Source organism: Stenotrophomonas sp. MH181796, from assembly GCF_009659995.1.
In the GTDB taxonomy this organism is placed as follows: Bacteria; Pseudomonadota; Gammaproteobacteria; order Xanthomonadales; family Xanthomonadaceae; genus Stenotrophomonas; species Stenotrophomonas riyadhensis.
In genome coordinates this window covers 162,380-175,300 of record NZ_RAHU01000006.1, presented here as the reverse complement: position 1 = coordinate 175,300, position 12,921 = coordinate 162,380, and the positions used below count along the sequence as shown (strand labels likewise).

The window sequence follows — 12,921 nt, the reverse complement described above, 5'->3', positions numbered from 1 at the left end:
GTCAGTTGCCCTCCGCGCGGATGGTGCGCTGTTCGATACGCTTTTCAGGATGCGGGTTGTGCACGATGCGGTGCACGTAGATACCCGGCAGGTGCACCTGGTCCGGATCGATGGCGCCGACCGGCACGACCTCCTCCACTTCCACGATGCAGACCTTGCCGGCCATCGCGCAGGCCGGGTTGAAATTGCGCGCGGTCTTGCGGAACACCAGGTTGCCTGCTTCGTCGGCCTTCCACGCCTTGACCAGCGCGACATCGGCACGCAGCGCGGTCTCCATCACGTAGTGCTTGCCGTCGAACTCGCGGGTTTCCTTGCCTTCGGCCACCACCGTGCCGTAGCCAGTGGCAGTGAAGAACGCCGGGATACCCGCGCCGCCGGCACGCAGGCGCTCGGCCAGGGTGCCCTGCGGGTTGAATTCCAGCTCCAGCTCGCCGGCCAGGAACTGGCGCTCGAATTCCTTGTTCTCGCCCACGTAGGACGAAATCATCTTCTTGATCTGCCGGGTTTCCAGCAGCTGGCCCAGGCCGAAGCCATCGACGCCGGCATTATTGGAGATCACGGTCAGGCTCTTGGCGCCACTGTCGCGCAGCGCGGCGATCAGTGCCTCGGGAATGCCACACAGGCCGAAGCCGCCCACGGCCAGCGTCTGGCCATCGGCGACCACCCCTTGCAGGGCCTCCGCCGCACTGGCGAAGCGCTTGCCGCGCTTGCCGGTGGAAGTCGATTGCTGCATCTCTACTGCCCTACCCGGTGAGAATGCTGCCATTCTAGCGGCACACCCGTTGCCGGCTGGGGTGCGCCGCAGCATGAACCGGTATGCGCGGCCGCCTTTCCGTAGAATGTCCCCTTCCCCGCTTGCGGTGCCCCTGGCAACGCGTGCCGCAGATGGAGAGGACAGGACGACGCATGGCCGTAGTATTCACCGGAGGGGAACTGTCCCGCTGGCTGGATGCCGGGACACTGGAAAGAGGCAGGCAACGCGCAGGTACCGTGCACGAACTGCACTACCGGGCACCGCTGCTGACCGCGCAGGTGGAAACCTGGCAGGTGGCCATCGACCTGGACGCCAGCGCCCGCGCACCCTACAGCCCTCTTCAGAGTCGCTGCACCTGCCCGGTGGGGGGCCACTGCGAGCACGTCGCTTCCGTCCTGCTGGCTGCACTGGACACGTCACTGGAGGGCGACTCGGGCCCGCTACGTCCCACTGCGCATCCGACGCTGCCAACCCTGCCGATCCAGGCGATGACGCCGATCCTCCATCTGCACAGCCTGGAGTACCGTCCCGACTGGCTCACCGAGCGTGATCCTTCGCAGTGGCTGGACGTCGCCACCATCGCGTTCGAGTACGACGAGCACGTGCGCTTTCTCGACGACCCGTCGTTGTTTGTGCATGGCCCGCAGGGCCAGCTCTACCTGCTGCCGCGTGACCTTCACGAGGAGGCACGACGCGAAGATGAACTGCGCGGCGTGCATCTGCACCGTGAGCGACAGCCACGCATCGTCCTGGACGGCGCCGGCCCATTGTTCGAACTGCGCAGTTTCGACTGGACCCGCTTCCTGCTGGACGACGTACCGCGGCTGGAGGCCCTGGGCTGGAAGGTAGAGACGGACGACGATTTCCGCCATCGCATCACCCGGGTGGATGAGATCGACCTGGACATCCAGGCGGACCCGACGGACGGGAGCTGGTTCAATCTGGGCCTCGAGATCGAGGTGGACGGCCACACCGTGCCCATGGTTCCGCTGCTCCAGCAGGTGCTGCACGCCGACCCACGCTGGTCGCGCGCGCAGCTGGACGCGATTGGCGATGACGAGAACATCCTGCTGACTGCCGGCGGCAACACGCGCCTGGCACTGCGGGCATCGCGATTGAAGCCAGTCATTGCCCTGCTCGCCGATCTGTTTACCCAGCGCGGCGCGCCGCTACGGCTGTCGACGCAGGACCGCGGTCGCCTGCAGGCGCTGCAGGACGACGCACACCTGCGGCTCCGGGGCCACGGGGACACCCAGGCACTCGTACAGCGCCTGCTGCAGGCGCCTGCGCCGGAAGACGTGGCACCACCGGCCGGATTGCTGGCGACGCTGCGTGGCTATCAGCGCGAAGGCCTGTCGTGGCTGCAGTACCTGCGGCAGCAGCGCCTGGGCGGCGTACTGGCCGATGACATGGGGCTGGGCAAGACCCTGCAGACCCTGGCCCACCTGCTGGTCGAGAAGGAAAGTGGACGCCTGGACCGGCCGGCGCTGCTGGTGGTGCCGACCTCACTGCTGCACAACTGGCAGAGCGAGGCGACGCGCTTCACCCCGGGCCTGCGCCTGCTGGCCCTGCATGGGCCCGGGCGTGAAGCTTCGTTCGCGTCCATCCCCGAGCATGACCTGGTGATCACCACCTATCCGTTGCTCTGGCGTGATGAAGAGGCCTTGAAGGCCCATGCCTACCACCTGCTGATCCTCGACGAAGCGCAGCAGGTGAAGAATCCAAAGTCGCGCGCCGCAATCACCCTGCGCACGCTGCAGGCGCGCCACCGGCTGTGCCTGACCGGCACGCCGCTGGAAAACCACCTCGGCGAACTGTGGACGCAGTTCGACTTCCTGCTGCCCGGCCTGCTCGGCAGCGAAAAACAGTTCAACCAGCATTGGCGCCACCCGATCGAGCGCGGCAGCGATCACCGCCGAGCCCAGCTGCTGGCGCAGCGGCTGCGCCCCTTCATCCTGCGCCGGCGCAAGGACCAGGTCGCCGCCGAACTGCCACCGAAGACCCTCATCACCCGCGCGGTAGCGATGGAGGGCGGGCAGCGTGATCTCTATGAGACCGTGCGTGCCGCGATGGAAAAGCAGGTCCGCGAGGCGATCAGCGACAGCGGACTGGCGCGCAACCACATCAGGGTGCTGGATGCGCTGCTGAAGCTGCGTCAGGTCTGCTGTGATCCGCGCCTGCTGCCGGGCGACGCCCCGGCACGCAATGCCGGCTCGGCCAAGCTGGAGCTGCTGCGAGAGATGCTGCCGTCGATGGTCGAGGAAGGCCGGCGCATCCTGGTGTTTTCGCAGTTCACCGGCATGCTTTCGCTGATCGCGCAGGCGCTGGACGATCTGGGACTGGCCTATGTGACCTTGACCGGCGATACCCAGGACCGGGCCACGCCGGTGCAGCGCTTCATGCAGGGCGAGGTACCCGTGTTCCTGATCAGCCTGAAGGCGGGTGGCGTCGGGTTGAACCTGACTGCTGCAGACACCGTCATCCACTTCGACCCCTGGTGGAACCCGGCCGCCGAAAACCAGGCCAGTGACCGCGCCCATCGGATCGGCCAGCAGCAGCCGGTGTTCGTCTACCGGCTGATCGCCGCAGGCAGCATCGAAGAACGGATTGCCGAACTGCAGGAACGCAAGGCCCTGCTGGCCGACTCGATTCTCGAAGGCGGCGGCAGCACGGGGCCACGTTTCAGCGAGGAGGACGTCCAGGCGCTGCTGGCGCCGTTGCCGGGCCTGCCGGCCAAGCGCACCCGCCGGCCAGGCCGGCGACCACCGCAGGCCTGATCCGGGGCGCCAGTCAGGTGGCGTTCTCCGATGGAAACGATTCCCAAACGGGACTGGGACTACAATTGAGGGCTGAGCTCACAAAGGATCTGATCGATGCCCCTGCCCGCCTTCAAGGCCTACGATATCCGCGGCCGCGTGCCGGAAGAACTGAACGAAGACCTGGCCCGCCGCATCGGCGTCGCCCTGGCCGCGCAGCTCGCTCCCGGCCCGGTGGTCCTCGGCCACGATGTGCGCCTGACCAGCCCGGCGCTGCAGGATGCACTGGCCGCAGGCCTGCGTGGTACCGGTCGTGAGGTGATCGACATCGGCCTGTGCGGTACCGAAGAGGTCTACTTCCAGACCGATCACCGCGGCGCAGCCGGCGGCGTGATGGTGACGGCCAGCCACAACCCGATGGACTATAACGGGATGAAGCTGGTCAAGGAGAACGCCCGTCCGATCAGCTCCGATACCGGCCTGTTCGCGATCTCCGATGCGGTCGCCGCCGATGCGTCCGAGGCCCAGCCGCCGAGCGCCGGGCAGACCGCCCAGCATGACAAGAGCGCCTATATCCAGCATCTGCTGAGCTACGTCGACGCCGCCAAGCTCAAGCCGCTGAAGCTGGTGGTGAATGCCGGCAACGGTGGTGCCGGTGCCATCGTCGACCTGCTGGCACCGCACCTGCCGTTCGAGTTCATCCGCATCTGCCATGAACCCGATGGCAACTTCCCCAACGGTATTCCCAACCCGCTGCTGCCGGAAAACCGCGCCGCCACCGCCGATGCAGTGCGCGAACACAGCGCCGACTTCGGCATTGCCTGGGACGGCGACTTCGACCGCTGCTTCTTCTTCGACCATACCGGCCGCTTCATCGAGGGCTATTACCTGGTCGGCCTGCTGGCCAAGGCCATCCTGGCACGCAATCCCGGTGGCAAGATCGTGCATGACCCGCGCCTGGTCTGGAATACCGTGGAGATGGTTGAACAGGCAGGCGGCGTGCCGGTGCTGTGCAAGAGCGGCCACGCCTTCATCAAGGAAAAGATGCGTGCCGAAGATGCGGTGTACGGCGGCGAGATGAGCGCTCACCACTACTTCCGCGAATTCGCCTATGCCGACTCTGGCATGATCCCGTGGCTGCTGATCGCGCAACTGGTTTCCGAGAGTGGCCGCTCGCTGGCCGACTGGGTCGAAGACCGCATGGCGGCCTATCCCTGCAGCGGAGAAATCAACTTCAAGGTGGCCGATGCCAAGGCTGCGGTGGCACGCGTGATGGAGCACTTCGCGGCGCAGCCGCCGGCGCTGGACCATACCGACGGCATCAGCGCCGACTTCGGCGACTGGCGCTTCAACCTGCGCAGCTCCAACACCGAGCCGCTGCTGCGACTGAACGTCGAAGCCCGCGGTGATGCAGCGCTGATGCAGGCGCGTACCGACGAAATTTCCCGCCTCATCCAGCAGTAACCGAGGAACGCATGAGCAGCATCCAGCCCGTCATCCTCTCCGGTGGTTCCGGTACCCGCCTGTGGCCACTGTCGCGCGAGGCGTATCCGAAGCAGTTCCTGCCATTGGCGGGAGAACTGACGATGCTGCAGGCCACCTGGCAGCGCGTCGCTCCCATCGCCGCGCACGGTCCGCTGGTGATCGCCAACGAGGAGCACCGCTTCGTCGCTGCCGAACAGCTGCAGCAGGTCGGCGCCGAGCCGGCTGCGATCATCCTTGAGCCAGTCGGCCGCAATACCGCCCCGGCCATCGCCGTTGCCGCGCTGGAAGCTACCCGAGACGGCGCCGACGCGCTGCTGCTGGTGCTGCCCTCGGATCATGTGATTGCCAATGAAGCCGCGTTCCATGCAGCCGTGAAGGCTGCAGCCAGTGCCGCCGAAGCCGGCAAGCTGGTCACCTTCGGCATCGTGCCGACCGGTCCGGAAACCGGCTACGGCTATATCAAGGCTGCCGACGGCCAGGGCCTGCGCGCGGTCGAGCGTTTCGTCGAGAAGCCCGACCTGGACACCGCCACCGGCTACGTCAGCAGCGGCCAGTACTACTGGAACAGTGGCATGTTCCTGTTCAAGGCCTCGCGTTACCTGCAGGAGCTGGAGCGTTTCCAGCCGGCGATGCTGGCCGGCAGCCGCCAGGCCTGGCAGCAGGCGCGCCGCGATGCCGACTTCACCCGTCTGGACAAGGCTACCTTCACCGCCGTTGCATCCGACTCGATCGACTATGCCGTGATGGAAAAGACCGCCGATGCGGTGGTGATCCCGCTGGATGCCGGCTGGAACGACGTCGGTTCGTGGACCGCACTGCGCGATGTCTCGCATCAGGATGGCGATGGCAATGCGCACCAGGGTGACGTGATCGCCATCGACTGCCGCAACACCTATGCCTATGCACAGCGCCTGGTGGCGCTGGTCGGCCTGGATGACGTGATCGTGGTCGAGACCGACGACGCAGTGCTGGTCGGCAAGGCTGACCGCATGCAGGAGGTCAAGACCGTGGTCGCTCAGCTGAAGGCTGAAGGCCGCAGCGAGGCCACCTGGCATCGCAAGGTCTACCGCCCCTGGGGGGCCTACGATTCGATCGACAACGGCGAGCGTTTCCAGGTCAAGCGCATCACCGTCAAGCCCGGCGGTACGCTCAGCCTGCAGATGCATCACCACCGTGCCGAGCACTGGATCGTGGTCAGCGGCACCGCCGAGGTGACCCGCGGCGACGAGGTGATCCTGCTCAGCGAAAACCAGAGCACGTACATCCCGCTGGGCGTGACCCATCGCCTGCGCAATCCGGGCAAGCTACCGCTGGAACTGATCGAGGTGCAGTCCGGCAGTTACCTCGGTGAAGACGACATCGTGCGCTTCGAGGACACGTACGGGCGCAGTTGATCCGACGCCCTGCGGTGGGTGCCGACCGTTGGTCGGCACGTCGCCTGCCGGGTCAGGCCATCTCCGCCATCACCCGCTTCAGGCCGTCCTGCCATGCAGGCAGCACGATGCCGAAATCCTGCTGCAGCTTGCGGTTGTCCAGCACCGACCAGGCCGGGCGCTTGGCCGGAGTCGGGTATTCGGAACTGGGAATCGCCTCGACGGTCGGCACCTTCGCCAACACGCCGGTCGCCAGCGCCTCGGCGAAGATCGCCTCGGCGAACCCATGCCAACTTGTCTGGCCGCTGGCCGTCAGATGCCAGGTGCCGGACAGCTGCCCCGGATGCTGCAGTGCCTGCGCAGTGACATCGGCAATCAGCGCGGCCGGTGTCGGCGTGCCGATCTGATCGGCCACCACACGCAACTGGTCGCGCTCGGCGCCCACCCGCAGCATCGTGCGCAGGAAATTGGCGCCATGCGAGGCATACACCCACGCCGTGCGGAAGATCAGATGACGACCGCCGGCCGCGCGAACCGCATCCTCGCCATCGCGCTTGCTGGTGCCGTACACGCCCAATGGCGCGGTCGGCTCGTCTTCGCGGTAGGGCGCGCTGCCCTGGCCATCGAACACGTAGTCGGTGGAGTAATGCACGAACGGCACGCCGTGCGCCGCACACCAGCGCGCGATCATGCCCGGCGTCTGCGCATTGGCGACGAAGGCGGCCTCGGCATCCTGCTCGGCACGATCAACCGCCGTGTAGGCGGCCGCGTTGACCACCACCGATGGCTGCAGGCGATCCAGCAATGCCGGCAGGCTGTCGGGCTGGCCGAAATCGGCGGTTTCGCAGGCACTTCCGTCGGGCAGTTGCCCGCTGCGGGTAGTTGCGACCACCTTGCCCAGCGGCGCCAGCGCGCGCAGCAGCTCCTGGCCGACCTGGCCATTGCCGCCGAACACCAGCGCCGTCACGGGATGTAGACCGGCAGGCGGTCTTCAGCAATGTCCTTCAGGAACGGAGCGTTCTCGTCTTTCGCCGACAAGGTCGGTGCACTGATCGGCCAGCCAATTGCGATGTCAGCATCGTTCCAGCGGATACCCGCATCCGCTTCCTTGACGTAGACATCGGTGCACAGGTAGCTGAACAGCGCACGTTCGGAGAGCACGGCAAACCCATGCGCGAAGCCTTCTGGAATCCAGAACTGCTTCCTGTTTTCCGCACTCAGCACCACCGCTTCCCACTGGCCGAAGGTCGGCGATCCGCGACGGATGTCCACGGCCACGTCATAGACCTCGCCCTCCAGCACGCTGACCAGCTTGCCCTGTGGGCGCGGCCACTGGTAATGCAGGCCACGCAGCACGCCCTTTGCGGACGTCGATACGTTGCTCTGCACGAAGCGGTCCGGCAGGCCCAGCGCAGCGAAGCGCTCTGCATTCCAGGTTTCGAAGAAATAGCCACGCGCATCGCCAAACACGGCTGGCTCGATGATCTTGCAGCCGGCAAGCTTGGTTTCAATCACTTTCACGGAACGACTCCACGCAGCGCGAGTTTATGCAGGTACTGGCCGTAGCCATTCTTGATCAGCGGTGCAGCCAGCGCTTCCAGCTGTTCGGCGTTGATCCAGCCCTTGCCGAAGGCAATTTCTTCCGGGCAGCACACCTGCAGGCCCTGTCGGGTCTGGATGGTCTCGATGAAGTTGGACGCTTCCAGCAGCGACTGGTGGGTGCCGGTGTCCAGCCACGCATAGCCACGGCCAAGTGCTTCCAGGTGCAGGTTGCCCTCGGCCAGGTAGCGCTTGTTGAGATCGGTGATCTCCAGTTCGCCACGCGGCGACGGCTTCAGTTCAGCCGCGTAATCGCTGGCGTTGCCGTCGTAGAAATACAGGCCGGTCACCGCATAGTTCGAGCGCGGGTTCGCCGGCTTCTCCACCAGGTCGATGACCTTGCCGCTCGTGTCGAACTCGGCCACGCCGTAACGCTCCGGGTCGTTCACCCAGTAGCCGAATACGGTCGCACCGTCCACGCGCTCATCGGCACGCTTGAGCACCTCGCGCAGGCCGTGGCCGTGGAAGATGTTGTCGCCCAGCACCAGGCAGCTCGGCTTGCCGGCGACGAAGTCGCGACCGATCAGGTAGGCCTGGGCCAGGCCATCCGGACTCGGCTGCACCGCGTACTGGATGTCCATGCCCCACTGCGAACCATCACCCAGCAGCTGCTGGAACAGCGCCTGCTCGTGCGGGGTATTGATGATGAGCACTTCACGGATGCCCGCCAGCATCAGCACGCTGAGCGGGTAGTAGATCATCGGCTTGTCGTACACCGGCAGCAGCTGTTTGCTGACGCCTTTGGTGATCGGATACAGCCGGGTGCCGGAGCCACCGGCGAGGATGATGCCCTTGCGCTGCGTCATGTTGTCTCCCGGGTTCAGGCCGTGGTGCCGATGCGCTGCAGTCGGTAGCTGCCGTCGAGCACGCCGTTGACCCATTCCTGGTTGTCCAGGTACCAGTCGACGGTGAAGCTGATGCCCTGCTCGAACGTATAGGCCGGCTCCCAGCCCAGGTCGTTCTTCAGCTTGGAAGCATCGATCGCATAACGGCGGTCATGACCGGGGCGATCGGTGACGTAGGTGATCTGGCTGCTGCGCGGCTGGCCATCTTCGCGCGGACGACGCGCATCCAGCAGCGCGCAGATGGCCTGCACCACTTCGATGTTCTGCTTTTCCGAATTGCCGCCGACGTTGTAGGTCTCGCCGACCTGGCCCTTGGCCAGCACGGTACGGATCGCTTCGCAGTGATCGGACACGAACAGCCAGTCGCGCACCTGCTTGCCATCGCCGTACACCGGCAGCGGCTCGCCAGCCAGCGCCTTGGCGATCACCAGCGGGATCAGCTTCTCGGGGAAGTGGTACGGGCCGTAATTGTTCGAACAGTTGGTGGTCAGCACCGGCAGCCCATAGGTGTGGTGGAACGCACGCACGAGGTGGTCCGAGGCCGCCTTCGATGCCGAGTACGGCGAATTGGGCGCGTACTGGGTGGTCTCGCTGAACTTGCCTGTCTCGCCCAGGGTGCCGTACACCTCGTCGGTGGACACGTGCAGGAAGCGGAATGCCGCGCTTTGTTCGGCCGGCAGCGCCTTCCAGTAGTCCCGCACCGCTTCCAGCAGGCCCAGGGTACCCACCACGTTGGTCTGGATGAACGCGCCAGGGCCGTCGATGGAGCGGTCCACATGGCTTTCGGCGGCGAAGTTCAGCACCGCATCCGGCTGGTGTTCGGCCAGCAGGCGGGCGACCAGGGAGCTGTCGCCGATGTCGCCCTGGACGAACAGGTGATTCGGGTTGCCGTCAAGGCTGGACAGTGTCTTCAGATTTCCGGCGTAGGTCAGCACATCGAGATTGATGACCTTGACGCCGCGCGCGACGGCCTCGAGAACGAAGTTACCGCCAATGAATCCGGCGCCGCCGGTTACAAGCCATGTGGGCACTACCTGTTCTCCTGATCGTGATTCGTGGGACGGGGCCTTCATGGCCACGACAATGCAACGTTGAAGGATACAACGGGCCTCCGGTAACACGCGATCACACAAGTGAACTCAGGCCGACTGCATTGCTGCATCGCAACAGCCGGAGCCCCCACCATACGCATTCGCATGGTCACCTCAAGCCAGCTAGAATCGGGGACCCACCCCCGAACCGGTTGCTGCTCCAGGACCGGACGTTCTCCCCGTTATTGAAGGACCCCGTACCAGATGAAAATCCTCGTCGCGTACAAGCGCGTGGTGGACTACAACGTCCGCATTCAGGTCAAGCCGGACGGTTCCGGCGTGGTCACCGACGGCGTCAAGCTGTCCCCCAACCCCTTCGATGAAATCGCTCTGGAAGAAGCCCTGCGCCTGCGCGACAAGGGCATCGCCAGCGAAGTCGTGGTTGCCACCATCGCCCCGGCCGACGCCCAGGCGCACCTGCGCAACGGCCTGGCCATGGGCGCCAACCGTGCCATCCACGTCGTCACCGACCAGGCCATCCAGCCGCTGACCGCGTCGCGCACCCTGCTCAAGCTGATCGAAAAGGAACAGCCGGATCTGGTGATCCTCGGCAAGCAGGCCATCGACGACGACGCCAACCAGACTGGCCAGATGCTGGCCACGCTGTGGGGCCGCCCCCAGGCGACCTTCGCCAGCAAGCTCGAAATTGCCGATGGCAAAGCCACGGTGACCCGTGAAGTCGATGCCGGCCTGGAAACGCTGGAAGTGGATCTGCCGGCCGTGGTCACCACCGATCTGCGCCTGAACGAACCGCGCTTCATCAAGCTGCCGGACATCATGAAGGCCAAGGCCAAGCCGCTGGAGACCCTGCAGCTGGCCGACCTCGGCGTTGAAACCGCCGACACCTTCAAGACCACCCATTACGCCGCGCCGTCCAAGCGCAGCAAGGGTGTGATGGTCAAGGACGCGGCCGAACTGGTTGCCGCACTCAAGCAGAAGGGGTTGCTGTAATGAGCAGGATTCTCGTCATCGCCGAGCACCACGACGGCAAGCTCAACGCCGCCACCGCCAAGACCGTCAGTGCCGCCGCCGCCATCAGCGGTGCCAGCATCGACGTGCTGGTGCTGGCTGCCGACCCGGGCGCCGTGGCCGCTGAAGCCGCGAAGATCGCCGGCGTCGCCAAGGTCCTGACCGTGGCCAATGCCGCCAACGCGCAGGCCATCGCCCAGGTGCTGGCGCCGCAGATCGCACAGCTGGCCAAGGGCTACACCCACGTATTCGGCCCGTCGACCACCTTCGGCAAGGATCTGATGCCGTGTGTGGCCGCCCTGCTCGGCGTCAACCAGGTCTCCGACCTGATGAGCGTTGAAGGCAGCCACACCTTCAAGCGCCCGATCTACGCCGGCAACGCGATCATCACCGTGGAAGCCCCGGCCGACCAGATCGTGGTCGCCACCGTGCGTGCCGCCTCGTGGCCGGAAGCGGCCCAGGGCGGCAGCGCCTCCATCGAAGCGGCCAACGTCGATGCTGCCCTGCCGACTCACACCCGCTTCGTCGGCCTGGCCGCCGGTGCCAGCGACCGCCCGGACCTGCAGAGCGCCAAGCGCGTGGTGTCGGGTGGCCGTGGTGTTGGTTCGGAAGAGAACTTCAAGGTCATCTTCCAGCTGGCCGACAAGCTCGGTGCCGCCGTCGGTGCCTCGCGTGCCGCCGTTGACGCCGGCTACGTGCCCAGCGACCTGCAGGTCGGCCAGACCGGCAAGATCATCGCGCCGGAACTGTATGTAGCCGTCGGCATCAGTGGTGCGATCCAGCACCTGACCGGCATCAAGGATGCCGGCACGATCGTCGCGATCAACAAGGACGGCGATGCGCCGATCTTCGAGATTGCCGATATCGGCCTGGTGGGGGATCTGTTTGCGATCCTGCCGGAGCTGGAAAAGGCGCTCTGACTCAAGCGACGGCGGCGGCGCCTGCGCCGCCGCCGTCATGCCGGACCCTGCCCGGGCGTCTATACTCTTCCGTTGTCGGATTTACCCCCTGCAGGCGGATGCGCCGGCGCGATGGTTCCGATTTCCCTGAAGATGGCGCCGAGGCCCACCACTCCATGACCGCTGTTCCGCCTTCCCCTCCGCAGCCGCCGGTCGAACTGTCGGTCGTCGCGCCTGTCTATGGCTGTAAAGGGTGCCTGGAAGATCTCGTCGATCAGGTCCAGGCTGCGGCAGGATCCATGGGCGTGTCGTTCGAGATGATCCTGGTCGACGACGCCAGCCCTGACGGCGCATGGCCGCGCATCGAGGAGCTGGCCGCCAGCCGGCCTTGGCTCAAGGGCCTGAAGCTCTCGCGAAATTTCGGGCAGCACTCGGCCATTTCAGCCGGCATCGAGCATGCCCAGGGCCGTTGGACGGTCGTCATGGATTGCGACCTGCAGGATGTTCCTGCAGAAATTCCCGGCCTGTACCGCAAGGCGGTGGATGAGCAGTTTGAAGCCGTGTTCGCGCAGCGGATACAGCGCATGGACACCCCGCTCAAGCGCCTCTCGTCGTGGGGGTTCTTTGCGGTGCTGGGCTGGCTGACCGGCGTGCCGCAGGACCCTTCCACGGCCAATTTCGGCATTTTCCACCGCAAGGTCATCGACGCGGTCTGTGCAATGCCGGAACGTGATCGCTCGTTCCCGCTGATGGTGAAATGGGCCGGCTTCCGCACGGGCAAGCTTCCCGTACGCCACCAGCAGCGCGCAGAGGGTGAATCGTCCTACACCCTGCGGCGCCTGTTGCGGCTGGCCATGAACATCGCCCTGGGTTACTCGGAGAAGCCGCTGCGCATGGTGGCCGGCACTGGCATGTTCTGCGCGCTGGTCGCCTTCGTCATGGTGGCCATCAGCATCTGGCGATGGTGGGACGGCGACATCCAGGTTGCGGGTTACACCTCGATCATCGCCGCAATCTGGCTGATTGGCGGATTGATGATGTTCTCCATGGGCGTTGTGGGGCTGTACGTCGGCCAGGTCTTCCGCAATGTGCAACGGCGCCCCTACTACATCGTCTCTGAAACGACCGTTCGCGGAGAAGCTCCATGAGC

Annotated in this window: 11 protein-coding genes; 6 read left to right on the top strand and 5 right to left on the bottom strand. The window is 65.5% G+C overall.

Annotation, left to right across the window (positions count from 1 at the left end):
• Window position 1: 1 nt before the first annotated feature.
• A complete protein-coding gene (locus tag D5301_RS15990; protein ID WP_153856249.1) occupies window positions 2–733 on the bottom strand; it encodes a CoA transferase subunit A in 732 nt (243 codons plus the stop codon).
• Between the two features lie 173 nt (window positions 734–906).
• On the opposite strand from D5301_RS15990, the gene D5301_RS15985 reads away from it, so the two are divergent.
• The 3 genes from D5301_RS15985 (at window position 907) to D5301_RS15975 (ending at window position 6,389) form a co-directional block, all read left to right on the top strand.
• Window positions 907–3,531 carry a DEAD/DEAH box helicase gene (locus tag D5301_RS15985; protein WP_153856248.1) on the top strand — a complete coding sequence of 875 codons (2,625 nt, stop codon included), beginning with the start codon at window positions 907–909 and terminating at the stop codon, window positions 3,529–3,531.
• Between the two features lie 96 nt (window positions 3,532–3,627).
• Window positions 3,628–4,974: a phosphomannomutase gene (locus D5301_RS15980; RefSeq protein WP_153856247.1), complete on the top strand. Its 1,347-nt coding sequence runs from the start codon at window positions 3,628–3,630 to the stop codon at window positions 4,972–4,974.
• Window positions 4,975–4,985: 11 nt separating this feature from the next.
• Window positions 4,986–6,389 (top strand): mannose-1-phosphate guanylyltransferase/mannose-6-phosphate isomerase, encoded by a 1,404-nt coding sequence (locus tag D5301_RS15975; protein WP_153856246.1) that lies wholly within the window; start codon window positions 4,986–4,988, stop codon window positions 6,387–6,389.
• 52 nt (window positions 6,390–6,441) lie between these two features.
• On the opposite strand, the gene rfbD is transcribed toward D5301_RS15975, so the two are convergent.
• The 4 genes from rfbD to rfbB are packed head-to-tail and all read right to left on the bottom strand — an operon-like array spanning window position 6,442 to window position 9,843.
• Complete coding sequence (rfbD, locus tag D5301_RS15970) at window positions 6,442–7,335, bottom strand: dTDP-4-dehydrorhamnose reductase (protein WP_324187335.1); 894 nt, start codon at window positions 7,333–7,335, stop codon at window positions 6,442–6,444.
• Entirely contained in the window at window positions 7,332–7,889 is a 558-nt protein-coding gene (gene rfbC, locus D5301_RS15965; protein WP_324187334.1) for a dTDP-4-dehydrorhamnose 3,5-epimerase, read from the bottom strand. Before rfbC ends, rfbD begins: the two co-directional genes overlap by 4 nt.
• Window positions 7,886–8,773, bottom strand: coding sequence for a glucose-1-phosphate thymidylyltransferase RfbA (rfbA, locus tag D5301_RS15960; protein WP_153856245.1), 888 nt, complete (start codon window positions 8,771–8,773; stop codon window positions 7,886–7,888). Before rfbA ends, rfbC begins: the two co-directional genes overlap by 4 nt.
• 14 nt (window positions 8,774–8,787) lie before the next feature.
• Window positions 8,788–9,843, bottom strand: a complete 1,056-nt coding sequence (gene rfbB, locus D5301_RS15955; protein ID WP_164162104.1) for a dTDP-glucose 4,6-dehydratase — start codon at window positions 9,841–9,843, stop codon at window positions 8,788–8,790.
• Between the two features lie 264 nt (window positions 9,844–10,107).
• Between rfbB and D5301_RS15950 the strand changes: the two genes are divergently transcribed.
• The 3 genes from D5301_RS15950 to D5301_RS15940 all read left to right on the top strand — a co-directional run bounded on the left by D5301_RS15950 (window position 10,108) and on the right by D5301_RS15940 (window position 12,919).
• Window positions 10,108–10,854, top strand: coding sequence for an electron transfer flavoprotein subunit beta/FixA family protein (locus tag D5301_RS15950; protein WP_153856243.1), 747 nt, complete (start codon window positions 10,108–10,110; stop codon window positions 10,852–10,854).
• A complete protein-coding gene (locus D5301_RS15945) occupies window positions 10,854–11,792 on the top strand; it encodes an electron transfer flavoprotein subunit alpha/FixB family protein (RefSeq protein WP_153856242.1) in 939 nt (312 codons plus the stop codon). Before D5301_RS15950 ends, D5301_RS15945 begins: the two co-directional genes overlap by 1 nt.
• A 98-nt stretch (window positions 11,793–11,890) precedes the next feature.
• Window positions 11,891–12,919: a glycosyltransferase family 2 protein gene (locus D5301_RS15940; protein ID WP_228756428.1), complete on the top strand. Its 1,029-nt coding sequence runs from the start codon at window positions 11,891–11,893 to the stop codon at window positions 12,917–12,919.
• The last annotated feature ends 2 nt before the right edge of the window (window positions 12,920–12,921 follow it).

Excerpts from the sequence above, each read along its gene's own strand:
- D5301_RS15990 (WP_153856249.1), bottom strand. The coding sequence starts at position 733 with ATGCAGCAATCGACTTCCACCGGCAAGCGCGGCAAGCGCTTCGCCAGT.
- D5301_RS15985 (WP_153856248.1), top strand. The coding sequence starts at position 907 with ATGGCCGTAGTATTCACCGGAGGGGAACTGTCCCGCTGGCTGGATGCC.
- D5301_RS15980 (WP_153856247.1), top strand. The coding sequence starts at position 3,628 with ATGCCCCTGCCCGCCTTCAAGGCCTACGATATCCGCGGCCGCGTGCCG.
- D5301_RS15975 (WP_153856246.1), top strand. The coding sequence starts at position 4,986 with ATGAGCAGCATCCAGCCCGTCATCCTCTCCGGTGGTTCCGGTACCCGC.
- rfbA (WP_153856245.1), bottom strand. The coding sequence starts at position 8,773 with ATGACGCAGCGCAAGGGCATCATCCTCGCCGGTGGCTCCGGCACCCGG.
- D5301_RS15950 (WP_153856243.1), top strand. The coding sequence starts at position 10,108 with ATGAAAATCCTCGTCGCGTACAAGCGCGTGGTGGACTACAACGTCCGC.
- D5301_RS15945 (WP_153856242.1), top strand. The coding sequence starts at position 10,854 with ATGAGCAGGATTCTCGTCATCGCCGAGCACCACGACGGCAAGCTCAAC.
- D5301_RS15940 (WP_228756428.1), top strand. The coding sequence starts at position 11,891 with ATGCGCCGGCGCGATGGTTCCGATTTCCCTGAAGATGGCGCCGAGGCC.